22 protein-coding genes are annotated in these 23,741 nt (G+C 70.6%); 4 read left to right on the top strand and 18 right to left on the bottom strand.

Annotated features, from left to right (window positions below):
- Nucleotides 1-59: 59 nt before the first annotated feature.
- From NUG20_RS02210 to NUG20_RS02170, 9 genes are all read right to left on the bottom strand, one after another.
- The gene (locus NUG20_RS02210) at nt 60-1,415 is read right to left on the bottom strand and encodes an SLC13 family permease (protein ID WP_263396837.1); all 1,356 of its coding nucleotides are present in this window, start codon (nt 1,413-1,415) and stop codon (nt 60-62) included.
- Nucleotides 1,416-1,548: 133 nt separating this feature from the next.
- Complete coding sequence (locus NUG20_RS02205; protein WP_263396836.1) at nt 1,549-2,469, bottom strand: acyltransferase domain-containing protein; 921 nt, start codon at nt 2,467-2,469, stop codon at nt 1,549-1,551.
- Nucleotides 2,466-3,284 carry a triphosphoribosyl-dephospho-CoA synthase MdcB gene (mdcB, locus tag NUG20_RS02200; protein ID WP_263398373.1) on the bottom strand — a complete coding sequence of 273 codons (819 nt, stop codon included), beginning with the start codon at nt 3,282-3,284 and terminating at the stop codon, nt 2,466-2,468. Before mdcB ends, NUG20_RS02205 begins: the two co-directional genes overlap by 4 nt.
- Before the next feature lie 698 nt (nt 3,285-3,982).
- Nucleotides 3,983-4,636 (bottom strand): malonate decarboxylase holo-[acyl-carrier-protein] synthase, encoded by a 654-nt coding sequence (gene mdcG / locus NUG20_RS02195; protein WP_263396835.1) that lies wholly within the window; start codon nt 4,634-4,636, stop codon nt 3,983-3,985.
- Complete coding sequence (gene mdcE, locus NUG20_RS02190) at nt 4,629-5,333, bottom strand: biotin-independent malonate decarboxylase subunit gamma (protein ID WP_263396834.1); 705 nt, start codon at nt 5,331-5,333, stop codon at nt 4,629-4,631. Before mdcE ends, mdcG begins: the two co-directional genes overlap by 8 nt.
- Nucleotides 5,333-6,247, bottom strand: a complete 915-nt coding sequence (locus NUG20_RS02185) for a biotin-independent malonate decarboxylase subunit beta (protein ID WP_263396833.1) — start codon at nt 6,245-6,247, stop codon at nt 5,333-5,335. Before NUG20_RS02185 ends, mdcE begins: the two co-directional genes overlap by 1 nt.
- 400 nt (nt 6,248-6,647) lie before the next feature.
- Nucleotides 6,648-6,962 (bottom strand): malonate decarboxylase acyl carrier protein, encoded by a 315-nt coding sequence (gene mdcC, locus NUG20_RS02180; RefSeq protein ID WP_184412606.1) that lies wholly within the window; start codon nt 6,960-6,962, stop codon nt 6,648-6,650.
- Nucleotides 6,963-6,971: 9 nt separating this feature from the next.
- Nucleotides 6,972-8,615 carry a malonate decarboxylase subunit alpha gene (gene mdcA / locus NUG20_RS02175; RefSeq protein ID WP_263396831.1) on the bottom strand — a complete coding sequence of 548 codons (1,644 nt, stop codon included), beginning with the start codon at nt 8,613-8,615 and terminating at the stop codon, nt 6,972-6,974.
- Between the two features lie 343 nt (nt 8,616-8,958).
- Nucleotides 8,959-9,552 carry a TetR/AcrR family transcriptional regulator gene (locus tag NUG20_RS02170; RefSeq protein WP_263396830.1) on the bottom strand — a complete coding sequence of 198 codons (594 nt, stop codon included), beginning with the start codon at nt 9,550-9,552 and terminating at the stop codon, nt 8,959-8,961.
- 107 nt (nt 9,553-9,659) lie between these two features.
- Between NUG20_RS02170 and NUG20_RS02165 the strand changes: the two genes are divergently transcribed.
- Complete coding sequence (locus tag NUG20_RS02165) at nt 9,660-10,700, top strand: SDR family oxidoreductase (RefSeq protein ID WP_263396829.1); 1,041 nt, start codon at nt 9,660-9,662, stop codon at nt 10,698-10,700.
- A 245-nt stretch (nt 10,701-10,945) separates the two neighbouring features.
- On the opposite strand, the gene NUG20_RS02160 is transcribed toward NUG20_RS02165, so the two are convergent.
- Nucleotides 10,946-11,728, bottom strand: a complete 783-nt coding sequence (locus NUG20_RS02160; protein WP_263396828.1) for an IclR family transcriptional regulator — start codon at nt 11,726-11,728, stop codon at nt 10,946-10,948.
- A gap of 304 nt (nt 11,729-12,032) precedes the next feature.
- Here NUG20_RS02160 and fucP point away from each other — a divergent pair, with 304 nt between their 5' ends.
- Both fucP and NUG20_RS02150 read left to right on the top strand, forming a co-directional pair.
- Nucleotides 12,033-13,346 carry an L-fucose:H+ symporter permease gene (gene fucP / locus NUG20_RS02155; RefSeq protein WP_263396827.1) on the top strand — a complete coding sequence of 438 codons (1,314 nt, stop codon included), beginning with the start codon at nt 12,033-12,035 and terminating at the stop codon, nt 13,344-13,346.
- Between the two features lies 1 nt (nt 13,347).
- Nucleotides 13,348-13,725 (top strand): L-rhamnose mutarotase, encoded by a 378-nt coding sequence (locus tag NUG20_RS02150; RefSeq protein WP_263396826.1) that lies wholly within the window; start codon nt 13,348-13,350, stop codon nt 13,723-13,725.
- Nucleotides 13,726-14,166: 441 nt separating this feature from the next.
- Here NUG20_RS02150 and NUG20_RS02145 read toward each other — a convergent pair whose 3' ends face one another.
- The 8 genes from NUG20_RS02145 to NUG20_RS02110 all read right to left on the bottom strand — a co-directional run bounded on the left by NUG20_RS02145 (nt 14,167) and on the right by NUG20_RS02110 (nt 21,275).
- Nucleotides 14,167-15,486, bottom strand: a complete 1,320-nt coding sequence (locus tag NUG20_RS02145) for an L-fuconate dehydratase (RefSeq protein WP_263396825.1) — start codon at nt 15,484-15,486, stop codon at nt 14,167-14,169.
- Nucleotides 15,487-15,750: 264 nt separating this feature from the next.
- Nucleotides 15,751-16,608: a fumarylacetoacetate hydrolase family protein gene (locus NUG20_RS02140; protein WP_263396824.1), complete on the bottom strand. Its 858-nt coding sequence runs from the start codon at nt 16,606-16,608 to the stop codon at nt 15,751-15,753.
- Nucleotides 16,609-16,642: 34 nt separating this feature from the next.
- A complete protein-coding gene (locus NUG20_RS02135; RefSeq protein ID WP_263396823.1) occupies nt 16,643-17,389 on the bottom strand; it encodes an SDR family oxidoreductase in 747 nt (248 codons plus the stop codon).
- 31 nt (nt 17,390-17,420) lie between these two features.
- A complete protein-coding gene (locus NUG20_RS02130; RefSeq protein WP_263396822.1) occupies nt 17,421-18,290 on the bottom strand; it encodes an amidohydrolase family protein in 870 nt (289 codons plus the stop codon).
- Nucleotides 18,287-19,288, bottom strand: a complete 1,002-nt coding sequence (locus tag NUG20_RS02125; protein WP_263398372.1) for an aldo/keto reductase — start codon at nt 19,286-19,288, stop codon at nt 18,287-18,289. Before NUG20_RS02125 ends, NUG20_RS02130 begins: the two co-directional genes overlap by 4 nt.
- Nucleotides 19,289-19,737: 449 nt before the next feature.
- The gene (locus NUG20_RS02120; RefSeq protein WP_263396821.1) at nt 19,738-20,418 is read right to left on the bottom strand and encodes an HAD-IA family hydrolase; all 681 of its coding nucleotides are present in this window, start codon (nt 20,416-20,418) and stop codon (nt 19,738-19,740) included.
- A 73-nt stretch (nt 20,419-20,491) separates the two neighbouring features.
- Nucleotides 20,492-20,707: a hypothetical protein gene (locus NUG20_RS02115; protein ID WP_263111295.1), complete on the bottom strand. Its 216-nt coding sequence runs from the start codon at nt 20,705-20,707 to the stop codon at nt 20,492-20,494.
- 4 nt (nt 20,708-20,711) lie between these two features.
- On the bottom strand, nt 20,712-21,275 hold the full coding sequence (locus tag NUG20_RS02110) for a peroxiredoxin family protein (protein ID WP_263398371.1): 564 nt from the start codon (nt 21,273-21,275) through the stop codon (nt 20,712-20,714).
- Nucleotides 21,276-21,515: 240 nt separating this feature from the next.
- On the opposite strand from NUG20_RS02110, the gene NUG20_RS02105 reads away from it, so the two are divergent.
- The gene (locus NUG20_RS02105; RefSeq protein WP_286038067.1) at nt 21,516-23,639 is read left to right on the top strand and encodes a methyl-accepting chemotaxis protein; all 2,124 of its coding nucleotides are present in this window, start codon (nt 21,516-21,518) and stop codon (nt 23,637-23,639) included.
- Nucleotides 23,640-23,741: the final 102 nt, after the last annotated feature.

Here is a 23,741-nt window from a genome sequence, read left to right as displayed (position 1 = left end):
GGATCAGCAACCGCGATCCGCTCTAACCAATCCCCAATGCCGAATCCCCAATCCCGGCCTCACAGCCACCCCGGCACCACCAGCAGCAGCCACGCCAGCAGCGGGCCGAACAGGACCACCAGGCCGCTGTAGATCAGGAAGCGCTTGTACAGCGACTCGCGTTCGTCCGGGGCGGCCGAGGCCACCACCAGCGCGCCGTTGGTCGAGAACGGGCTCACGTCCACCACCGTGGAGGAGATCGCCAACGCGCAGATCACGCCGGCCGCGCCGAGGTGGCCCTGCAGCAGGAACGGCACCGCCAGCGGGATGGTCGCGCCCAGCACCGCCGCCGAGGAGGCGAACGCGGAGACGATGCCGCCGACGTAGCACACCAGCAGCGCGCCGAGCAGCGGGATGCCGATGCTGGACACGCCGTTGCCGATGTAGTCCACCGCCCCGCTCTCCTGCAGCACCGCCACGTAGGTGACCACGCCGCTGATCAGCAGCACCGTGGACCAGCTGATGCCGTCCACCGCGCCCTTCTGCGCCTTGGGCGATAGCAGCGCCAGCACCACCGCCACCGTGATCGAGACCAGGCCGACGTTGAGGTTGTAGCTCAGCGAGGCCACGCCCAGGCCGAGCAGGCCGAACAGGGTCAGCACGCGATCGCGGTTCAGGCTCACCGCCTCCAGCGCCGCCGGATCGGTCGACAAGGTGCCGCCGCCGGCCGACAGCAGCGCGCCGTGGCCTTCGATCGCGAACTGGCGGTGCGAGGACTGGTCGCCCACCGGCACGTACTCGGCCGTGGCCAGCGACGGCGCCTGGCCGCGCCGCAGCAGCGCCAGGCCGCCGAAGGCGAAGAAGCAGATCAGCGCCATCAGCAGGTTGAAGCCGAGGCTGGTCAGGAACACCGCCATCTCGGTGACGTCCAGCCCGGCCTTTTCCACCACCTTGTTGGTGATGCCGCCGTACACGCTGATCGGCGAAAAACCGCCGGCCTGCGCGCCGTGGATCACCAGCAGGCCCATCAGCAGCGGATTGATCCGGTACTGCTTGGCGAAGCGCAGCGCGACCGGACCGATGATCGCCACCGCCGCCGGCCCCAGCGCGCCGAACGCGGTCAGCACCGCGGTGACCACGAACATCACCCACGGGATCGCCACGATCTTGCCGCGGACCGCGCGCACCGCCCAATGCACCAACAGATCGATGGTGCCGTTGTTGCGCGCGATCGCGAACAGATAGGTGATGCCGACCAGGGTCAGGAACAGGTCGCCGGGGAACCCGGCCAAGACCTCCTTCCCGTCCATGCCGACCCAGACGCCACCGACGATGAAGGCCAACGCGAACGCGACTGCGCCCATGTTGACCGGCAACGCGGTGGCCACGATGAACATGACGATCAAGCCGATGATCGTCGCGATTTGTGGACTCATGCGCCCTCCCGAGCTTGCTGGATCCGTACCACTGCCGCGAATGGCCACCCGCCACCCTGGGTCGATCGCCAACTGCCAACTCCGTTGCGGCGCGACGGCTCCCATCGCCGCCCCCATCGCCGCCACGGCTGCATCACTGCATGCGTTGCTCCGCCTGCCGCACCCAGGCCGCCGCCGCGGCCAGGCTGCCGAACTCTTCCACCGACCGCGCCTGGCACTCCGGCAGCAGCGCGCGCGCGATGCGCGCCAGCGCGCAGCCCGGTCCCAGTTCCAGGAACACGCGCGCGCCGCGCTCGGCGGCCTGGCGCAGCGTTCCGGCCCAGTCCAACGTCGTCGCCAGCTGCGCCGACAAGGCGGCGATGGCGTCGTCGCGATCGCCGATGCGGTGCCCGTCGATGCCGGCCAGCAGCGTGGCGCGCGGCGCGGCCAGCGGCGCGGCGCGCAGGTCGGCGGCGAACGCCTGCGCCGCGTCCGCCAGCAGCGGCGTGTGCGCGGCCACCGCCACCGGCAGGCGCGTGACCCGCGCGCGCTGCGCGCGCGCCTGGCGCTCGCCCTGCGCCAGCGCGTCGGCATGGCCGCCGAGAATCAGATGGTCGTCGCCGTTGACGATGGCCAGGTGCAGGCCGGTCTGCGCGCACAGCGCCTCGGCCGCATCGCACAGCAGGCCCTGCACCGCGATCAGGCCGTCGCCGTTGCGGCTGGCGGCGTCCATGCGCTGCGCGCGCTGCACCGCCAGCGCCAGGCAGGCCGGCGCGTCCAGCCCGCCGCCCAGCGCGTGCGCGGCTAGCTCGCCGATGCTGTAGCCGAGCAATAGCGCCGGCGCCGGCAACTGCGGCGACAGCGCCGCGGCATTGGCCAGCGCCGCGGCGCAGACCAGCGGCTGCGCGATCGCGTTGTCGTAGCGCGCATCGCTGCCGGCCAGTGCGCGCGGATCGGCGCCGAGCACCTGCGCCGCCGCAGCCAGCACCGCCTCCGCCGCAGGCGCGCCGGCGCTGTAGTCGAACATCGCCGGATGTTGCGCGCCCTGCCCCGGGCATAGCAGCGCCAGGCTCATGGCTGCTCCTGGCGGAGCAGGAACCAGGCGCAGGCGAGCAGGTCGGCGCTGCCGCCCGGGCTGAGCCGGCGTGCGACGAAGGCGTTGCCGAGGCGCGCGAGCTGCTGGCGCCAGTCCGGCTGCAGCGTGCCGCCTGCGTCGAGGAAGGCTTGGGCGCTGCGTTGCGCGAAGCGCAGGCCCTCGCGGCCGCCGCGGTGCAGCAGGTTCAGATCGTCGGTGCGCGCGATCAGCTGCAGCAGGGCCTGCGCCATGGCGGCGTCGCGCGCGAGACCGGCACGCAGCGCGCTGCGCAGCGCCGGCAGCGCCACCTCGCGCAGCAACGGGAAGCCGTCGGCCGCCTGCTCGCGCACGCCGGCGACGCCATGCAGGCGACGCATGCGCTGGCCGTGGCTGCGCGGGTCCAGCGGCGCATCCAGCAGCGCCTCGCGCCATGCGCCGACCGCGGCGCAGACCGCCTCGCCGGCGGGCGCCGTCGCGGTGTGCGTGCGCAGCCGCGCGGCCGCGGCGACCAACAGGCCCAGGCTGAAGATCGCACCGCGGTGCGTGTTGATGCCGCCGGTGGCGCGCAGCATGGCGCGCTCGGCGCCGATGCCGAGCTGGCGCAGCGTCGCGAACGGTGCGTCGGCGGCACCGGCGGCGGCGATCGCGACGAAGTAGCCGCGCAACGCGAACAGGCTGCGTAGGAAGGTGCCGGCATCCATGTCGTCGTGGCTGCCGCGATCGAACGGCGTGACCAGCCCGGGCTTCGGCGCGCAGGCCAGCTCTGCATGCAGGCTGGCGACGGCGAGACGGCCGAGGCGGTGTGGCAGGGCCAGGCGGTGTGGAGCGGTCGCCGCTGTATTGGTTGCGGCCGCAGTCGCTCGCGGACGGCTGGCGAATTGCGCCGTCGCTGCTCGGGCTTCGTTCGTCGCGACTGAAGTCGCTCCCACAGGGGATGCCGTGCGTGCGACGAGCCCTGAGGGAGGGGCTTCGGTCCCGGCCGTTTGCGGGGCTGGAAAGAGCTCGGCTTCGTTCGTCGCGGTTGAAGCCGCTTCTACAGGGGCTCGCGGATGGCCGGCTACATGCGTTGCAGGAGGGACTTCAGCCCGGACCGCTTCCGGTACCGGAAAGACCGCGGTTTCGTTCGTCGCGGCTGAAGCCGCTACTGCAGGGGCTTGCGGATGGCCGACTGCATGCGCTGCAGGAGAGACTTCAGCCCGGACCGCTTCCGGCATCGGAAAGATCGTGGCTTCGTTCGTCGCGGCTGAAGCTGCTCCTACAGGGGCTTGCGGATGGCCGGCCGCATGCACTGTGGGAGGGACTTCAGGCCCGACCGCTTCCGGTATCGAGAAGACCGCGGCTTCGTTCGTCGCGGCTGAAGCCGCTCCTACAAGAGCTTGCGGATCGCCTGCTACCTGCGCTGTGGGAGGGGCTTCAGCCCCGACCGCTTCTGGTGCCGACACGTCGGCTGCTGCGGGCGCCGGCGATGCCGGGAAGCAGCCGTCTTCCACGCCGCGCAGCGCCTGCAGTTCCATCATGCCCCCCACGCCTGCAGCAGCGTTACGCGCGGCTGCAGCCGGCAGTCGCGCAACGCCTTGACCAGCAGTTGCGCGCTGTCGCCGGCCAGTTCGCGCCAGCTCACCGCGCTGCCATCGGGCAACAGCACTTCGCCGTCGACGCGGCGGCCGTGGCGCTGCTCCCAGCGCGCCAGGTCGGCGAGCAGTGCGCCCGCCTGCGCCGGCGAGGGCAACTGCCACAGCAGGTCGATGTCCGAGCCGGCATGCACGTAGGGCAAGCCGGTCAGCGCCTGCCAGGCGAAGGCGCCGAACACGCGCGGGGTCAAACCATGCGTGGCGGACAGCGCCTGCAGGTCGTGCAGCGGCGGTTGCCAATCCGGCAGTCCCTGCACCTGCGCGCAGACCTCGTCCAGCGTCAGCGCGGCGCGCTGTCGCAGCACCGCGCCGCGCTCGGCCGACAACGACAGCCGCTGCTTGCCCTCGACCGGCGGCAACGGCACGCCGAGACGCAGCACCTGCGCGTCGTCGCTGTGATCGCCGCGCGCGACGATCGCCGGATGGCCGGCGGCGAACCAATCACGCAAGCGCGCCTGCGCACCAGGCGTGCGCGCCTGCCACGGCGCATCGGCCGCCAGCCAGACCAGATCGTGCCGGGCAAGCGGCTCATGCATGGCCGGCGGCGACCTCCGCGGCGATCGGCGCGGCGAGCAGGCGGCCGTTGCGCTCGGCGCCGCGTTGCGCGCGCATGTCGCCCAGCAGCGGCGCCTGCAGCGCGGCGACCAGCGCTTGCGCCAGATCGCCGGTCCACACCGCCTGCACCGCGCCCATCGCCACGTAGTTCTCCACGCCCGGCGCGAACACCGGAGAACTCTTGCTCAGCGCCTGCAGCTTCTCCAGCGGCTGCTTGGTGACCCGCGCCATCGCGCGCAGGTCCATCACCCGCACCTGCGCCTCGGGCAACGCGTAGATCGCGTCGGCCATCAGCCCGAAGGCGAGGAAGCCGCCGCTCACCGATTCGCCGTAGACCAGCGTGAGCAGCCGTGCACCGCGGCGCCGCGCCAGGTCCAGGCATTGCGCCAGATGGCCGAAATAGCCGTTGATGCCGAGCAGTTCGTCCTTGCGCGACGGCCGCTGCCCGGCGGTATCGACCAGCATCACGATCGGCCGCTGCGGGTGCGCGCGGGTGCTGTCCAGCACCGCGGCGGCCAGCGCCAGCGCGTGCTCCACGCCCACCTCGAGTTTGTCGGCGCTGCCGATCACGGTGACCTCACCCAGTGCGGTGGTGGCGCTGCCGCCGATCACGCCGTCATGCACCTCGATGCGGTGGCCGAGCGGGAACAGTTGCTGCAGCAGGGGGGTCAGTTCCATCACGGGCTCCGGTCGGCGACGGCGGCAAGGAAGGCGGCGGTGTCCAGCAGCGGCAGCGCGTCGGGATCGGCGATGCCTTGCCGGCGCCAGATGTCCACGCCGTCGCGGCAGTCGCCGTAGGTCTCCAGCCGCCGGCGCAGCGCGGCGTGTTCGGCGGCGATGCGCGCCAGGCCATCGTCGTCCTCGGCCGGCGGTGGCACCGCCAACGCGGCGATCGCCGCGGCGCGGAACTCCTCGATCGCATCGGCGACCAGGGCCTGCGCCTCGCCGAGCAGGTAGCGGTGCTTGCCGCCGGTCACGCGCCACACCAGGGCGCGGTCGCGCGAATCGAATTCCTCCACGCCGCGCACGGTCTCGATCACTTCCGGACCCGACAGGCCCAGCCGTCCTTCCTCGGACATGACGATGCGCGAGCAGCAGCGGCTGACGATGCCCATGCCGCCGAAGCAGCCGTTGCCGCTGCCGATCAGCGCCAGCACCGGCACGCCGGCGGCGCGCGCGTCCAGCGTGGCGCGCATGATTTCGGAAATCGCGATCAAGCCGGCATTGGCCTCGTGCAGGCGCACGCCGCCGGTATCGGGCAACAGCAGCACCGCCGCCGGCGTGGTCGCCGCGGCGCGCTGCAGCAGCCCGGTGAGCTTGGCGCCATGCACCTCGCCGACCGCTCCGCCCATGAACTGGCCCTGCTGCGCGGCGATCAGCACCGTGCGTCCGTCGAGTTGGCCTTCGCCAACCACGATGCCATCGTCGAACGCGCCGGGCTGGTCCAGCTGCGCCAGGTGCGGACTCATCGCGCGCTGGCGCGGACCGACGAACTCGCGGAACGAACCCGGATCGAGCAAGCCGGCGATGCGCGCGCGCGCGTCGGCCTCGTAGAAGCTGCGCGGGCGGCGGTTGTTGGGGATCGCGCTCATGCGCAGCTCCGGTATGGGCGATAGGCGTGCGACGCGGGCGGCACGGATGCAACAACGCTTCCTGTAGGAGCGGCTTCAGCCGCGACCAACGAAGCCGAAATAGCGCAGGCTGCGGCCACAGTCGGGACTGAAGTCCCTCCCACAGGGCTCCTCGCAGGCAAGGCATCCCTTGTGGGAGCGACTTCAGTCGCGACGAGCAACGCCCGAACAGCGGCCATCGCGGATGCCTTGGGAACCGAAGCGCCTACCGCAAGGCCAGCGCCCCCTGTAGGAGCGGCTTCAGCCGCGACCAACGGAGCCACCATGTCGCCGACTCCAGAGACAGTCGGCGCTGAAGCCCCTCCCGCACGAAGCTCAGCGCGTGCGCCGCGACGCCTGGCGAAGACCGAACTCCGGCGCATCACGCATCCTCCTGCAAGGCTTCCACCGCCTGGTCCAGGCGCAAGCCGACCACCGCCGGCGTGGCGCCGACGTCGTTGATCGAAATGCGCACGTCGCGCAGCGGGTGGCGCGCGGCGAAATCGTCGAGCACCGCCTGCCAGATCGTGCCGAAGCCGTCGGCGGCGGTGACGATCTCGATCTGCATCGCGCCACCCAGGTCCTGCGGTTCGATCAGCACTTCCAGATTGCCGGAAGACACCACGCCGACCAGCACGTGGTCGAGCCGGCCGTTCGGCGCCAGGCGCCCGTCGTAGCGATAGCGAAGGGTTTCCATCGATGCCCCTTACCAGTTGCGGAAGCGTTGCGGCGGCGCGTACAGGCCGCCGGACCAGCGCACCAGATCCTTGACGCTGCGCGCGGCCAGCAGGTCGCGGCTGGCGTCGCGCAGGCGGATGCCCAGGTCCTCGGGGCGGCGGATCACGCCGCGGTCGCGCAGGTTCTCGACCATGCGCTTGTCGCGGCCCAGGCCCACCGCGGTGTAGCCGGCCACGCCGCGGATCGCCTGTTCGCGCTCCTCGGCGCTGCGGCACAGCAGCAGGTTGGCGATGCCTTCTTCGGTCAGCACATGGCTGACGTCGTCGCCGTAGATCATCACCGGCGGCAGCGGCATGTTCGCGCGCTCGGCCAGTTCCCAGGCATCGAGCCGGTCGACGAAGGCCGGCGCCATGTGTTCGCGGAAGGTCTCCACCATCTGCACCACCAGCTTGCGCCCGCGCGGCATCTCGCCCGGCCGCGCCGCCTCGCGCCCGGCCTTGAGCCAGGCGGTGCTGCCGTGGCGGCGGCCGCGCGCATCCGAGCCCATGTTCGGCGCGCCGCCGAAGCCGGCGATGCGGTCGCGGGTGGCGGTGGAACTGTTGCCCTGCAGGTCGATCTGCAGCGTGGAGCCGATGAACATATCGCAGGCGTACAGCCCCGCGGTCTGCGAGAACGCGCGGTTGGAGCGCATCGATCCGTCCGGGCCGGCGAAGAACACGTCGGCGCGCGCGGCGATGTACTTCTCCATGCCCAGTTCCGAGCCGAACGAGTGCACCGATTTGACGAAGCCCGACTCGATCGCCGGGATCAGCGCCGGATGCGGATTCAGCGCCCAGTGCCGGCAGATCTTGCCGCGCAGGCCCAGCGATTCGGCATAGGTGGGCAGCAGCAGCTCGATCGCGGCGGTATCGAAGCCGATGCCGTGGTTGAGCCGGTCCACGCCGTATTCGGCGTAGATGCCCTTGATCGCCATCATCGCCATCAGCACCTGGATCTCGGAGATCTGCGCCGGGTCGCGGGTGAACAGCGGTTCGATGTAGTGCGGGCGCGGCGCCTGCACCACGTAGCCGACCCAGTCGGCCGGGATGTCCACGCGCGGCAGCGTGTCGACGATCTCGTTGACCTGGGCGATGACGATGCCGCCCTTGAACGCGGTGGCCTCGGCGATCACCGGCGTGTCCTCGGTGTTCGGCCCGGTGTAGAGATTGCCCTGGCGGTCGGCGGCCTGCGCCGCGACCAGCGCCACGCGCGGGGTCAGGTCGACGAAATAGCGGCCGAACAGTTCCAGGTAGGTGTGGATCGCGCCGATCTCGATGCGCTTGTCGGCGACCAGCCGCGCCAGGCGCAGCGCCTGCGGGCCGGAGAAGGAGAAATCCAGGCGCTGCGCGATGCCGCGCTCGAACACGTCCAGGTGCGAAGGCAGCGCCAGCACCGACTGCAACAGGTGCAGCCCGTGCACCCGCGCCGGATCGACCTCGGTCAGGCACTGCGACAGGAAATCGGCCTGCTTCTGGTTGTTGCCTTCCACGCAGACGCGGTCGCCCGGCTCGATCACCGCCTCCAGCAGCGCCACCGCGTCCTTGGCCTCCACCAAGCGTCCGCGCGCCAGCCCTTCGGCCCGCTGCAGGCGTTGCCGGCGATTGTCGGCGAGCGTGTTCCAGTCTTGAGACATGAGGCTATCCGTCGGCGAAAGGGAGGGCGGCAGCGCCTGGCAGCGCGGCCGGCCGAAAGTGTAATTACGATATAATTATGAAGCGGTGACAATGCACGCTGCACTGCACCAGCGCATTTCCGATGGCCGGATGGCCCCCATGCTCGGCACCGGCCTGACGGTGATGTCGGCCGGACCGGACGCGCTTCGATTCAGGGCCCCCCTCCGTCAGCGAGCCTTCAACGCCTTCGGCTGCCGCTGCGATGACCTCTTCGCCCCGGCAGCACTCGCGGCGCCCATGCAGCGCTCCAGGGTGCGCTGCATCGATCGTCGGATCCGCCACCGCAGGCGACGCAGCGACTACCTAGCTCGAGCCGATCAACCGGTCGAACACCTGGCCAAGGAGCTGGGCAAGCTCGGTCTCGTCGGCGTCGGCCAGCGCGGGCAAGGCGATCATCTGCCGCATGACCTGGAAGCCCGAGATCATGGCCAGGATCAGCGCCGCGCGTTCGGCGGGAAGCGCGCCGTCCAGGGCGGCGGTGACCGTCTTCAGATGATGGGCGGCGATCTTGTCGCGGCCTATGTGCGCGGCCAGCTGGCTGGATGCGGAATGGAAGGTGATGAGGAAACCGTCCAGCGGCGTGGCATCGGCGCGCGTCATCCTGACCAGCGCTTCGGCCAGCGCCTTGCCGGGATCCGGCCGATCCATGATGCCGCCTGCGATCAGGCTGCCCTGGGTCATGGTCGCTTCGACCACTTCGGCGAACAACTGCTCCTTGGAGCCGAAGTAGCGGTTCACCATCATCGCCGTCACCCCGGCGCCCGCCGCGATCTCGCGCACCCCTGCGCCGTCGTAGCCGGACTGGGCGAACGCGCGGCGGGCGGACGCGAGGATCGCCTCGCGCGTGGCTTCGGCATCGCGCGGGCGGGGCTTGGGGGCGCTGGCGGCTTTCTTCATGGCCAAAGTATACGCGCGTAGACAAACGTCTGCACCGGATGTATACAGCTGTATACATGCCAGCTTCGAGCGCCGGATCACCCGCGTGGCGGCATGGAGGACACGACATGAACAAGACCGTGCTGGTCACCGGAGGCACCGGTTTCATCGCGCAGTACTGCATCCTGGCGCTGCTCGGCGCGGGCTATCGGGTCCGCACCACCGTGCGCACGCTGGCGCGCGAAGCGGAAGTGCGGCAGCAGCTGCAGGCGGGCGGCGCCGAGCCCGGCGAGCGCCTGTCCTTCGTCCAGGCCGACCTGGACAGGGACGAGCACTGGGCGGACGCGGCGGCGGGATGCGCCTACGTCATGCACGGCGCCTCGCCGACGCCGACCGGCCAGCAGACATCCGAGGACGACTGGGTCAGGCCCGCGGTGGACGGGAACCTGCGCGTGCTGCGCGCCGCGCGCGCGGCCGGCGTCGCCCGCGTCGTGCTGACCTCCGCCTTCGGCGCGATCTGTGCGGGACACGGCAAGAGGGACAGGCCGTTCGACGAGACCGACTGGAGCGACCTGTCCGGCGATGTCTGGCTTTACCAGAAATCGAAGACGCTCTCCGAGCGCGCCGCGTGGGACTTCGTTGCGCGCGAAGGCAACGGGCTGGAGCTGTCCGTGGTCAATCCGACCGCGGTGCTCGGCCCGGTACTGGGCGCGGACTACTCGCACTCGATCCGCCTGATCAAGCACCTGCTGGAAGGGCAGCCCGGCTGCCCGAAGATCAACTGCGGCTTCGTCGACGTGCGCGATGTCGCAGACCTGCACCTGCGCGCCATGACGGATCCGGCCGCCAACGGCGAGCGCTTCATCGCGATCTCTGGCGACAGCCTGTGGCTGGGCGAGGTGGCGCAGGTGCTGAAGCAACGCATGGGAACGGCGGCGCGCAAGGTCAATACGCGGGTGCTTCCCAACTGGGTGGTGCGCCTGGGCGCGCTGAAGGATCCGGCCATGCGCGGCTCGGTGCCGTTGCTGGGGCGGAACATGAACGCCACCAGCGAGAAGGCGAGGCGCCTGCTGGGCTGGACACCGCGTCCGCGCGAGGACGCCATCGTCGCCACCGCCGAAAGCCTGATCCGGCTGGGGCTGGTGACCGGGGTGGAGCAAGCGGCATGAGGACGAGGCCGATCCGGCCGCTTCTGGCCGGTGACATGGGTCTGGCGCGATGACAGCGAACGGCTCGGCACCGCAACCGACGCCTTGCATCGCCGCCGCCAGTGGCCGGACTGCAACGCCATCCCGCGCAGGTCCGGTGGCGATTGCCGCGGCGCCGCTTCGGCGACGCCACGTCGCCATGGGCGACCGACGCAGCCTCCTCCCGCTGGCCTTCGCACCGGCCGGCGGCAGGATCGAACCGGGGGTCAGCCCGCGCCGTTGCGCGGCGGGCTGTACATCAGCGCGCGGGTGATCTCCGCCGCCGCCGCGCACACCGCTTGCATCGCGGCTTCCGCGTCGATTTCCTGCGGGCGGCGTTCGATGAAGGGCACGGTCAGGGTGTAGATCGCGCTGCCGTGCTGCAGGATCGGCGCAGTCAGGTCGACCACGCCGACCACCGCTTCGCTGGGGTGGATGCTGTAACCCAGCGCACGCACCTGCGCGGCGGCGGCGACGAACGCGGCGCGGTCGTAGGCCATGTCGCTGGCGTCCAGGCGCTGCAGCAGCCGCGCCTGCGCGTCGGGCTGCTGGAAGGCGAACAGCACCAGCCCGGAGGTGGAATGGGCGAGCGGGCGGCGATGGCCCGGGCGCACCACCAGGCCCAGGTCGCTGGGCACGTCCATCTGCGCGATGACCACGATCTGGTCGTCCGATGGCGCCACCAGATGGCACGGCTGGCGGATCGCATCGGCCAGGCGACGCATCACCGGCAACGCCAGCTCGGTGACGTTCTGCACCTGCGGCTGCTGCATGCCGAGCATGAACAGGCGGTTGGTCAGCACGTAGCCGCCCTCGCCCGGCCCGCCCTTGCTCAGGTAGCCGCGCTCTTCGAGCACCTGCAGCATGCGGAAGATCTCGCCGCGCGAGCGGCCGATGCCCTGCGAGATCTCGCTCATGGTCATCGGCCGCGCGTCGCGCGCCAGCAACTCGAGGATGTCCAGGCCCTTGTCCAGGGCGGGCGCGCGGTACTTGGGCGGGGGCGTGGTCATTCCGTCGAGGCCCGGCTGGGATGTGGGAGGGCGCTAGGGTACAGCGAATGTCCGGGGACAGAAGCGCGGCGAAACCGGTCCACGCCTGGCGCGCGGATGACCGAGAGTGCGCCGAGGCCAGACGCATCCACGTCGGCGATGCCGACTGCAAAGACAGCGCGCGCCAATCGTTGGACACATCGCGCACCCGCGTCAGGCCATGCAAATATAAACACGGATTTTATATTTGCATGGCGACAACGGTCGCAGTACGCTCCGGCCACAACCCAACGCGACGCGGCACATCCTGGGAGGGGTAGGCGGCATGCACTACAGCAGCGACACCGCAACAGCGGCGCCTGGCAACCTGGCGCGTACCGCGCTCGTGCCCCTGGTCCTGATCGTCAGCCTGTTCTTTCTGTGGGGCATGGCGAACAACCTCAACGACATCCTGATCAAGCAGTTCAAGAAGGCGTTCGAGCTGTCCGACCTGCAGGCCGGGCTGGTGCAGAGCGCGTTCTACCTGGGCTACTTCGTGTTCGCGATCCCGGCGGCGATGTTCATGCGCCGCTTCAGCTACAAGGCCGCGGTGGTGCTGGGGCTGCTGCTGTACGCGGCCGGCGCGTTCCTGTTCTACCCGGCCGCGCAGGAGCACACCTACGGGCTGTTCCTGCTGGCGCTGTTTGTGATCGCCAGCGGCCTGGCGTTCCTGGAAACCACCGCCAATCCGTTGGTCACTGTGCTCGGTCCGGCCGAGGGCGCGGCGCGGCGCCTGAACCTGGCACAGGCGTTCAATCCGCTGGGGTCGATCACCGGCGTGCTGATCGGCCAGCACTTCATCCTGTCCGGCGTGGAGCACACGCCGCAGCAACTGGCGGCGATGACGCCGGCCGCGCGCGAGACTTTCTTCGCCGCCGAATCGGCCGCGGTGCAGACGCCGTACCTGATCATCGGCGCGGTGGTGGTGCTGTGGGCGCTGCTGATCGCGCTGACCCGCTTCCCGGCCACCCGCGACAGCGGCGCCGACGCCAGCGGCGGCAAGGCCTATTTCGGCCCGCTGCTGCGCAACGGCCGCTTCGTGTTCGCGGTGGTCGCGCAGTTCTTCTACGTCGGCGCGCAGGTCGGCATCTGGAGCTACCTGATCCGCTACCTGCAGGACGGCGTACCGGGCACACCGGAAAAGACCGCGGCGAGCTTCCTGACCATCTCGCTGGTGCTGTTCATGGTTGGCCGCTTCATCGGCACCGCGTTGCTGCGCTACGTGACGCCGGCGCGGCTGCTGGGCGTGTTCGCGCTGCTCAACCTGCTGCTGTGCGGCGTGGCGATCGCGCTGCCGGGCTGGATCGGGCTGTACGCGCTGGTGGCCAGCAGCATGTTCATGTCGGTGATGTTCCCGACCATCTTCGCGCTGGGCCTGGAAGGCCTGGGCGACGACGCGCGCAAGCTCGGCTCGTCGCTGATCGTGATGGCGATCATCGGCGGCGCGGCGCTGACCGCGCTGATGGGCGCGGTATCGGACGTGGCCGGCATCCATTGGGCGATGGCGGTGCCGGCGCTGTGCTTCGCGGTGATCTTGGGCTTCGCGCTGCAGGCGCAGGGCCGGTCCGCGGCCGCGCGCGCCCCCGCTGCGGGGGCCTGAGATGCCGCGTCACTGCTATCTGCTGGACCTGCACGACGACCCGGCGCTGATCGCCGAGTACGAACGCTGGCACCGCGCCGACACGGTGTGGCCGGAGATCGTCGCCTCGCTGCGCAACGCCGGCATCCGCGAACTGGACATCCACCGCTGCGGCGACCGCCTGGTGATGCTGATGGAGGTGGACGAGGACTATTCGCCCGCGGCCAAGGCCGCCGCCGATGCCGCCGATCCGCGCGTGCAGGCCTGGGAGGAACTGATGTGGCGCTTCCAGAAGCCGCTGCCCGGTTCGGCGCCGGGCGAGAAGTGGCGCGAAGCGTTGCAGATCTTTTCGTTGCGCGCGGCCGTGGCGGAGCAGGCGCGGATGCAGGAGCGCGAATGAGGTCACTGTCAGCGCTGCGGTCCCGCTCTGTCGAGCAACCATTCTGTAGGAGCGGCTTCAGCCGCGACAGGCTGAATGGGTAGCGCGCGTCGCGACTGAAGTCGCTCCCACAGAATCGTGCGCGACGCAGGCAATGACACTGCGAAAGCACTTCGGTCCCGATGGCTTGCGAACCATCAGGACCACTACTTCGTTCGTCGCGACTGAAGTCGCTCCCACAGGGACTTGCGGCGAGCCGGCTGGGTGCACTGTGGGAGCGACTTCGGTCCTGACGGCTTCCGAAGCCGTCGAATCCGCCGCTTCGTTCGTCGCGGCTGAAGCCGCTCCTACAGGGGCTTGCGGCAAGTGCTCCGGGCGCACTGTGGGAGGGACTTCAGTCCCGACGGGTTCCGGAGCCGCACAATCGCACGGCTCCGTTCGTCGCGAGTGACGTCGCTCCCACTATGCCTGCTGCGCGGCCAGGTCCGCGCTCCAGAACGGGCCGTCCGGATACAGGAACTGGGTGACCGAGTCCGCGTGCATTTCGGCCGAGAAGCCCGGCTGCGTCGGGGCCAGGTAGCGGCCGTGTTCGATCCGCACCGGATCGACGAAGTGCTGGTGCAGATGATCGACGAACTCGATCGCGCGGTCCTCCATCTTGCCGGTGATGGCGACGAAGTCGGCCATCGCCAGATGCTGCACCAGCTCGCACAGGCCGACGCCGCCGGCATGCGGGAACACGCGCACGCCGAACTTCGCCGCCAGCAGCAGGATCGCCAGGTTCTCGTTGACCCCGCCCACGCGCGCGGCGTCGATCTGGATCAGGTCCACCGCGCCGGCCTGCAGCAGTTGCTTGAACACCACGCGGTTCTGGGTGTGTTCGCCGGTGGACACCGGCACCGGCGCGATGCCCTGGCGGATCGCGGCGTGGCCGAGCACGTCGTCGGGGCTCGTCGGCTCTTCGATCCAGGCGATGTCGAACTCGGCCAGCTGGCGCATCCAGGCGATCGCCGGGCCCACGTCCCAGCGCTGGTTGGCATCCACCGCCATCGCGATGTCCGGCCCGATCGCTTCGCGCGCCAGGCGGCAGCGGCGGATGTCGTCCTGCACGCTGGCGCCGACCTTGAGCTTGATCGTGCGGAAGCCGTCGGCCACCGCTTCCTTGGCCAGGCGCACCAGCTTCTCGTCGGAGTAGCCGAGCCAACCGGGCGAGGTGGTGTAGGCCGGATAGCCCTGCTCCAGCAGTGCCTGCGTGCGCGCGGCGCGTTGCGGCTCGGCCGCGCGCAGCATGGCCAACGCCTCGTCCGGGGTCAGCGCGTCGCTGAGATAGCGGAAGTCGATGGTGGCCACCAATTGCTCCGGCGACAGCTCGGCGATGTAGCGCCACAGCGGCTTGCCGGCGCGGCGCGCGGCCATGTCCCAGGCGGCATTGATGACGCCGCCGATGGCCATGTGCATCACGCCCTTCTCCGGGCCCAGCCAGCGCAGCTGCGAATCGTCGGTGAGGCTGCGCGCGAAGCCGCCCAGGTCGCCGATCACCGCCTCCACGTCGCGCCCGACCACGTGGTGCGACAGCGCCGCGATCGCCGCGCTCTGCACGTCGTTGCCGCGGCCGATGGTGAACACCAGGCCGTAGCCGGCCAGGCCGTCGTCGGTGTCGGTGCGCAGCCGCAGATAGGCGGCCGAGTAGTCCGGATCCGGATTCATCGCATCGGAACCGTCCAGTTCGCGCGAAGTGGGGAAACGCACGTCGAAGGTCTCGAGGGCAACGATTTTGCTCATGGGGATCCTGGTCGGTGAGGCGGTGGAGAAAAAGAAAATGCGGTGAAGAGCCCCTCTCCCCCCGGGAGAGGGGTTGGGGTGAGGGTGCGGGAGTGCACGACTTCCGCCGCCCATCCAAAACACGAACGAAGTAAAAGCACGCAGCCGTGGCCCACACGCGGGATGCGGAGGCGCGAGCGAAGACCGCATCCGGATGGATTACGAGGTGGCTTCGCCCCTTACCCTCACCCCAACCCCTCTCCCGGAGGGAGAGGGGCTTAAGCGTTACTGCGCGTCGCGGGGATGGGCGACCACAGCCTGGCGCTGCTCGCCCAGGCCTTCGATACCCAGCGTCATCACGTCGCCCGGCTTCAGGTAGACCGGCGGCTTCTGCCCCAGGCCCACGCCCGGCGGCGTGCCGGTGCTGATCACGTCGCCCGGCATCAGCGTCATGTAGCGGCTGATGTGGCTGACCAGCTCGGCCACGCCGAACACCATCGTGCGCGTGCTGCCGTTCTGGTAGCGATGGCCGTTGACCTCCAGCCACATCGACAGGTTCTGCGGATTCGGCACCTCGTCGGCGGTGACCAGCCACGGGCCGAGCGGGCCGAAGCCGTCGCAGCTCTTGCCCTTGACCCACTGCCCGCCATGCTCGAGCTGGAACTCGCGCTCGGACAGGTCGTTGATCACCGCGTAGCCGGCGACGTGCCGCATCGCCTCGTCCACGCTGACGTCGCGGGCGACGTCGCCGATCACCACGCCCAGCTCCACTTCCCAATCGCTCTTCTTCGATCCGCGCGGGATGGTCACGGTGTCGTTGGGGCCGCTGATCGCGGTGGTGGCCTTCATGAACAGGATCGGCATCTCCGGCACCGCCATGCCCGACTCGGCGGCGTGATCGGCGTAGTTGAGGCCGACGCAGATGAACTTGCCGACGCGGCCCACGGCCGGTCCGTAGCGCACCTCGCCGTCCACCATCGGCAACGTGGCCGGGTCGAGCGCGCGCAGCTTGTCCAGGCCGGCGGCGGTGAGGTGCTCGCCGGCGACATCGTCGATGACCGCGGACAGATCGCGCAGATGGCCGTCGGCGTCCAACAGGGCGGGACGTTCGTGGCCGGGTTCGCCGTAGCGCAGCAGTTTCATGGGGTGTCCTTGTGTGAGTGGAATGCGGGCGCGGTCAGTTCGACCAGCCGCCGTCGATGATGTGGGTCTGGCCGGTGGTGAAGGACGCCTCGTCCGACGCCAGGTACACCACCAGCTGCGCGATCTCGCGCGGGTCGCCGAGGCGGCCCATCGGCTGGCGGTCGGTGAAGCTCTTCCACACCGCCTGCTCGTCGCCGCCCAGCGCCTGCACGCGCTGCGCAAGCGACGGAGTCTTGATCGTGCCCGGGCAGATCGCATTGCAGCGGATGCCCTTGGCCACGTAGTCGGCGGCGATCGCCTTGCTCAGCCCGATCACCGCGGCCTTGGTCACGCCGTAGGCGAAACGGTTCGGCACGCCCTTGATGCTCGAGGCCACCGAGGACATGTTGACGATGCTGCCGCGGCCCTGCTCCAGCATGCCCGGCAACACCGCCTGACACAGGTAGTACATCGCATCGACGTTGATCGCGAACGAGCGCCGCCACGCCGGCTCGTCGCAGTCCAGGATGCTGCCCTGGTGCACGTAGCCGGCGCAGTTGAACAGCACGTCGAACGGCGGGTTCGCCGCGACCAGCGCCTGGATCGCGGCGGGGTCGGTGACGTCCAGCGTCTGGGTGACGATCGTCGGCGCGTCGGCGGCCAGCGCCTGCAGCGCAGCGGCGTCGATGTCGGTGGCCAGCACCAGCGCGCCTTCGCGCGCGCAGGCCAGCGCGCTCTCGCGGCCGATGCCGGCGCCGGCGGCGGTGATCAGGCAGCGCTTGCCTTGCAGCCGGCCGCTCATGCGCGGCTCCGGTGGTGGAATGCGGGCGTGGTCATCGTGGGAAGTTCCGTTCAGGGGAAGGAGAGTCGGGCAGGCGGTAGAAGCGGCGCGCGGTGCCGGCGAACACGTCGGCGGCGTGGCCGGCGGCGTGGCGCGCGACCAGCGCCTGCGCCTGCGCGAACCAGTCGCGGTAGGCGGCGCGCTGGGTCAGCACCGGCCAATCGCTGCCCCACATCACCCGCTGCGGGCCGAAGCAGGCGAACACCTGCGCCACGTAGGGCTCGATCACCGCCGCGTCGGCGCCGGCGGGCAGTTCGGTGAGCAGGCCGGACAGCTTGCACAACACGTTCGGGAATTGCGCGAGTTGCGCCAGGCCGTCGGCCCAGGCGGCGAACCCGGCGTCGCCGATCGCCGGCTTGGCGGCATGGTCGAGCACCACGCGCAGCGACGGGTGGCGCTGCAGCCGCGCCTGCAGCGCGGGCAGGTGCAGCGGCTTGACCAGCGCATCGAACGCCAGATCGTGGTGCAGCAGCGCGTCGAAGGCGGGATCCAGCTGCGGCCGCGCCAGCCACTGCGGATCGGCCAGGTCCTGCACCATCGGCCGCAGGCCCTTGAGCAGGCCGTCGCCTTCGGCGCACAGCGTGGCGATGCGCGCGGCGACGTCGCCGGCCTCGAAATCGACCCAGCCGACCACGCCGGCGATGCGCGGCTGCGCGTGCGCCAGCTGCAGCAGGTAGCGGGTCTCCGCTTCGGTCTGCGCCGCCTGCACCGCGACGATCGCGTCCACGCCGTGCGCATCGAGCGTGGCGCTCAGGTCGTCGGGCACGAAGTCGCGATACAACGCGGCGAGTTCGGGCGTGAGCCAATCGTAATCGCCGCGCGCCAGCTGCCAGAAGTGCACGTGCGCATCGACCACGTTCACGGCGTCGGCACCTGCGCCTGCAGCAGGCCCTGGTTGCGCAGGTCGCGCCACAGCGCGGGCGGGATCGGCGCGCGCAGGCGCGCGGCGGCGCTGGCCACCTCGGCCGGCGTGCGCATGCCGGCGACCACGGCGGCGACCGCCGGATGTGCGAGCGGGAACTGCAGCGCCGCGGCGCCCACGTCCACGCCTTGCGCCGCGCTGGCCGCGAACAGCTGCTGCGCGTGCTTGAGCGTGGCCGCGTCCACCGGCGCGTAGTTGTAGGTGTCGCCGGGGCCGCGCGCGTCGCTGAGCAGGCCCGAGCTGTACGGGCCGGCGACCAGGATGCCGATCTGCTGCTGCAGCGCCTGCGTCATGATCCGCTGCGCGGCGTGCTGTTCGAGCAGGGTGTAGCGGCCGGCCAGCATCACGCAGTCCAGCGGGAACAGCGGCATCAGTTCCAGCGCAATGTCTTCCTCGTTGACGCCGATGCCGATCGCGCGGCAGGCGCCGCCGGCCTTCAGCTCGGCCATCGCCGGCAGCGCTTCGTCCAGCGCCTGGCGCAGCATCGCCGGGTGGCGCTCGCCGTGGGTGAGGCGGCCGATGTCGTGCAGCAGCAGCACGTCCACGTGGTCGGTGCCGAGCCGCTGCAGGCTGGCCTCGAACTCGCGCAACACGCCGTCGCGGCTGTAGTCGAACGCGGCGCTGCGTCCGGCCACGGCGAAGCCGTCGCGTCCCGCCGCGGCACCGGCATCGTCGTAGACGCGGCGCCCGACCTTGGTCGACAGCGTGTAGCTGGCCCGCGGCAACCCGCGCAGGCCCCGCCCCAGCCGGCTTTCGCTCAGGCCGTAGCCGTAGTACGGCGCGGTATCGAAATGGCGGATGCCGGCGGCATGGGCCTCGGCAACCGCGGCCAGCGCCACCGCCTCGTCCACTTCCGCGTACAGGTTGCCGATCGGTGCGGCGCCGAAGCCGAGCGTGGCGATCCGCACGCCGCTGCGGCCCAGCGGGCGCTGCGCGATCGCGCCGGGTTCGGCAGCGGCGAGGGCGGCGTTCAACGGCACCTGCGCCGGTCTCGGTCGAGCGCCGAGGCGGACCGCCCGCTCGACCTCCAGGATCGGTTGCTGCTCGGCTTGCGCATGCCACACACCTCCGCCCCGCGGGGCCAGATCGGATGGTGCCGGATCGGCTGCCAGGATGACCGGCGCCGCTCACGACTGTTCGTATATGAATATAGCAATCATAAGTGAACAATCAACGCCGCGGCGCAACATGGGCGAGCGAGAGGCCGGGCGGCGCAGCGATGGTTCAGATCGCGCACAGGCGCGGCCGTGGGCGCGGCGCGAGGGATTGTGCGTTGAGGACGACCCAGCAGCGCCGGTGTACGAGGTCCGGCTCAGGGACGCCAAGGCGTCTCCGCCCCACGGCGACGGCGTCAGCGCTGCGGCCGAGCCATCGCCGGCAGCGCTGCTCACGCGATGGCGTGCGCCGGCCCGCCTAGCAATGCGCACAGATCGGCCGGGCGCTGCAGCAGCGGCAGCGGCGTATGCGGCTGCAGCGCCGCCGGCAAGGTGTAGCCCCAGCCGACGCCGGCGAAGGCGATGCCGGCCTGGCGAGCGGCGTCGGCGTCGCGGATCTCGTCGCCCACGCACAGTGCGTGCGCGGCCGGTACGCCGCATGCTTTCAGCGCCGCGCGCAGCTTGCGGCGCTTGCCCAGCAGCGCGGCGCCGCAGCCGATGTGCCGGAAACGCGCGGTCAGTTCGGCGCCGAGTACCCGCTGGACGTTGTCGCGGCTGTTGGAGGTCACCAGGGCCAACTGCACGCCCGCGCCCTCGAGCGCGTCCAGCAGTTCGGCTACGCCGTCGAACACCGCGATGCGTTCGATCTGCGCGGCCATCAGCGCGCGCATGCGCCGCGCCACCGCCGGCACCCGCCACCAGCGCAGACCGCTGCGCGCCATCAGCTCGCGCGCGCTCAGGCTGCGGATTTCCGGCAACCGCTCCATGTCGAAACGGCGAAAGCCGAACTCGTCGGCGACCTCGTTGACGGTGGCGAGGAACCAGTCGAAGGAATCGGCCAGGGTGCCGTCGAAATCGAAGATGATCAGGTCGTAGCGGCGCATGCCGCGCCAGCATGCCGCAGTCCCCGCCATGCCACCAGCCTGACGCGGGGCGCGGCGGCACACGCCCAAGCCGGAGCCGGCCGCTGCCGGCTCCGGCGCCGGCTCAACCGCAGCAGTAGCAGGTCAGCGGCTTGCCGGGGCCGCCCGGTCCTAGTTCGCCGCCGAACGGCGCGCACTCCTGCGCGCATTGCCAGGCGCTACACGAGGCATCCTTCTCGATCCCGTCGCCCGCGGTCGCCTGCATCGCGCCGAAGCCCATGCTGGCCAGGAACACGGCCGCGACCATCCCGTTACGCAACGCTGTCCAACGCTGTTTCATGAGTTCACTCCTCGACAGTTGCCAAAGCCGCCGGCACTTCCGTGCGTCGCATTGCAGCCACCAGGTCCTGCACCCGCTCCGTGGTATCGAAGGCGCCGACGCGCGCGTAGCGCACCCGGCCATCGCGATCCAGCGCCAGCATCAGCGGCACGTTGCGCGCGCGGAACAGCATCAGCGCGCGGCGATCGGTGAGCGTGGTCACCGGGAACGCGAAGCGGTGTTCGGCGGCATAGCGGCGCGCCTGTTCCGCACTGCAATGGCACACGCCCAGCAGCTGCACGCGCCCCCCGCCCTGCTCGGCCAGGCGCTGCGCCGCCTGCACCACGCTGGGCGCCGAGCGCTTGCAGTACGGGCAGGTGGTGGTGAAGAAGAACAGCACCTGGTAGTCCGCCGCCGGCACGCCCAGGGTCAGCGGCGCGCCGTCCAGCGCGGTCGCCGCGATCTGCGGCACGTACATGCCCAGGTACGGCTCGGTGGTGCGGGTCACGAACCAGCGCCGCTCTTCGCGCAGCGTGCGGTTCTGCCAGGCCAGCACCGCCACCAGCGCGCAGGCGGCGAGCAACGCCAACCAACTCCAGGGAAACCGACGTGCCATGCGCTGCGCCCGTGCTGTCGTGTCCGCAGCAGGCTGCGCAGCCGCGCCGCCGCGGTCAACGCCTGGCGTGCGGTTTTTGCGACCGCGTGGCGATGCTGGGGAGGCAATCACGCTTTGTCGCGGCGTGCATTCCAGTGCCGATGGGCGATCCGTTCAAGCACGGCGCCGACACGTCGATATCGCCTGTACGTCTCTCTCCTCAAAGCCGCCGCCATGCGCATCGCCCCCCATCCGACTGCATTCGTCAGCCTGCAGACCAAGCTGCTGAGTGCCCTGGCGCTGGGCCTGGGCGTGGTCCTGCTGTGCGCCCTGGCCGGGCTCGGCTCGGCCTGGCTCAACCTGTCCACCGACGTGCCGCGCGAGGTCGCGCAGGCCTCGGCCAGCGAGCAGATCAGCCGCCATTTCCGGATGCAGGTGCAGGAATGGAAGAACGTGCTGATCCGCTGCCATGCCGAGGACATGCGCAACAAGTACCTGGCCGCTTTCGACAAGGAAGGCCGCCAGGTCGCCAGCGCCACGCACGCGCTGGCCACGACGCTGGCCGACCCGCAGGCCGCAGCGCTGGCACGCGATTTCGCCGAGCAGCATGCCGCGCTGGAGCGGCACTACCGCGACGCGCTGCAGGGCTTCGCCGCGGCCGGCTACGACACCCGCGTCGGCGACGACGCGGTCCGCGGCCTGGACCGCAAGCCCAGCGACACCTTGCAGGCGCTGGTCGAGCGCAGCACGCTGCTGGCGAATGCGGCGGTACAGCGCAATTCCGAGAACGCACGGCGCAGCCTGGTGTACTCGGCGGCGCTGACCGTGGCCGCCGCGTTCGCGCTGGTGCTGGTGGTGGGCTGGTGGATCCGACGCTCGGTGGTGCGCCCGATCGAGGCGGTGGCACGCACCGCGCGCTCGGTCGCCGCGGGCGACCTGGTCACCACGCTGCAGGTGCGCAACCGCGACGAGATCGGCATGCTCGGCCAGGCGATGGGCCAGGTGGTCGACACGCTGACCTCGGTGTCTTCCGCGCAGGCGGAGATGGCGCAGCGCCACGAGGCCGGGCAGCTCAGCTACCGGATGACGGCCGACGCCTTCCCCGGCGCGTACGGGCGCATGGTGGAGGACACCAACGGCCTGATCGGCGCACAGGTGCAACTGATCCAGCAGATGCTGGAGACGATGCAGCGCTACGCGATCGGCGACATGGCGCTGGACATGGCGCGCCTGCCCGGCGAGAAGGCGCAGATCACCGAAGCGATGGACGCGACCAAGCGCAACCTGGTCGCGATCAACGGCGAGATCCGCGCCCTGGTGGAAGCGGCCGCGGCCGGCGACTTCTCGCGGCGCGGCGACGCGGCCGGCTACCAGCACGACTTCCGAGCGATGATCGACGGCCTCAACCGGCTCATGGCCACCGCCGACAGCAATCTCGACGCGCTGTCCAGGCTGCTGCAATCCATCGCCGCCGGCGACCTGACCGCGCGCATGCACGGCGAATTCAACGGCGTGTTCGCGACCATGCGCGACGACGCCAACGCCACCGCCGAGCGGCTGGCCGACATCGTCGGCCGCATCCAGACCGCGGCCATGAGCATCGACAGCGCCGCCAGCGAGATCGTCGCCGGCAACGACGACCTGTCGCGGCGTACCGAGCAGCAGGCGGCCAGCCTGGAAGAAACCGCCGCCTCGATGGAAGAACTGACTTCAACCGTGAAGCAGAACGCCGAGCATGCGCGCCAGGCCAACCAACTCGCGGTCGGCGCGGCCTCGGTGGCCGCGCAGGGCGGCACGGTGGTCGGCCAGGTGGTGAGCACGATGGACGGCATCGAGACCTCGTCGAAGAAGATCGCCGACATCATCTCGGTGATCGACGGCATCGCGTTCCAGACCAACATCCTGGCGCTCAATGCGGCGGTGGAAGCGGCACGTGCCGGCGAGCAGGGCCGCGGCTTCGCGGTGGTCGCCAGCGAGGTGCGCACGCTCGCGCAGCGCTCGGCCAGCGCGGCCAAGGAGATCAAGGGCCTGATCGAGGCATCGGTCGGGCAGGTCGCCGACGGTTCGGCGCTGGTGCGCCAGGCCGGCGCGACCATGCAGGACGTCGTGTCGTCGGTACAGCGGGTCACCGACATCATGGCCGAGATCTCCGCCGCCTCGCAGGAACAGTCGGCCGGCATCGAACAGGTCAACCAGACCATCACCCAGATGGACGAAGCCACCCAGCAGAACGCCGCGCTGGTCGAGGAAGCCACCGCCGCCGCACGCGCGATGGAAGAGCAGGCCAATGGCCTGAGTGCGGCGGTGACGGTGTTCCGCACCGGCGCGCGCAATCCGGCGCTGGCCGCAGCGGCGTAACGCGCAGCGCAGCGCGAGGCTTATCGCTGGGCCGGTGGCTCCTGGCTGCGTGCTGTACGGGCACTCTTCATCCGCCCTTGCCGCTGGCTTCACGTGCTGCGT

The sequence above is a fragment of the Xanthomonas sp. CFBP 8443 genome, from assembly GCF_025666195.1.
In the GTDB taxonomy this organism is placed as follows: Bacteria; Pseudomonadota; Gammaproteobacteria; order Xanthomonadales; family Xanthomonadaceae; genus Xanthomonas_A.
Note: the sequence above shows the minus strand (reverse complement) of the source record. Positions and strands in the feature narration are given on the sequence as shown.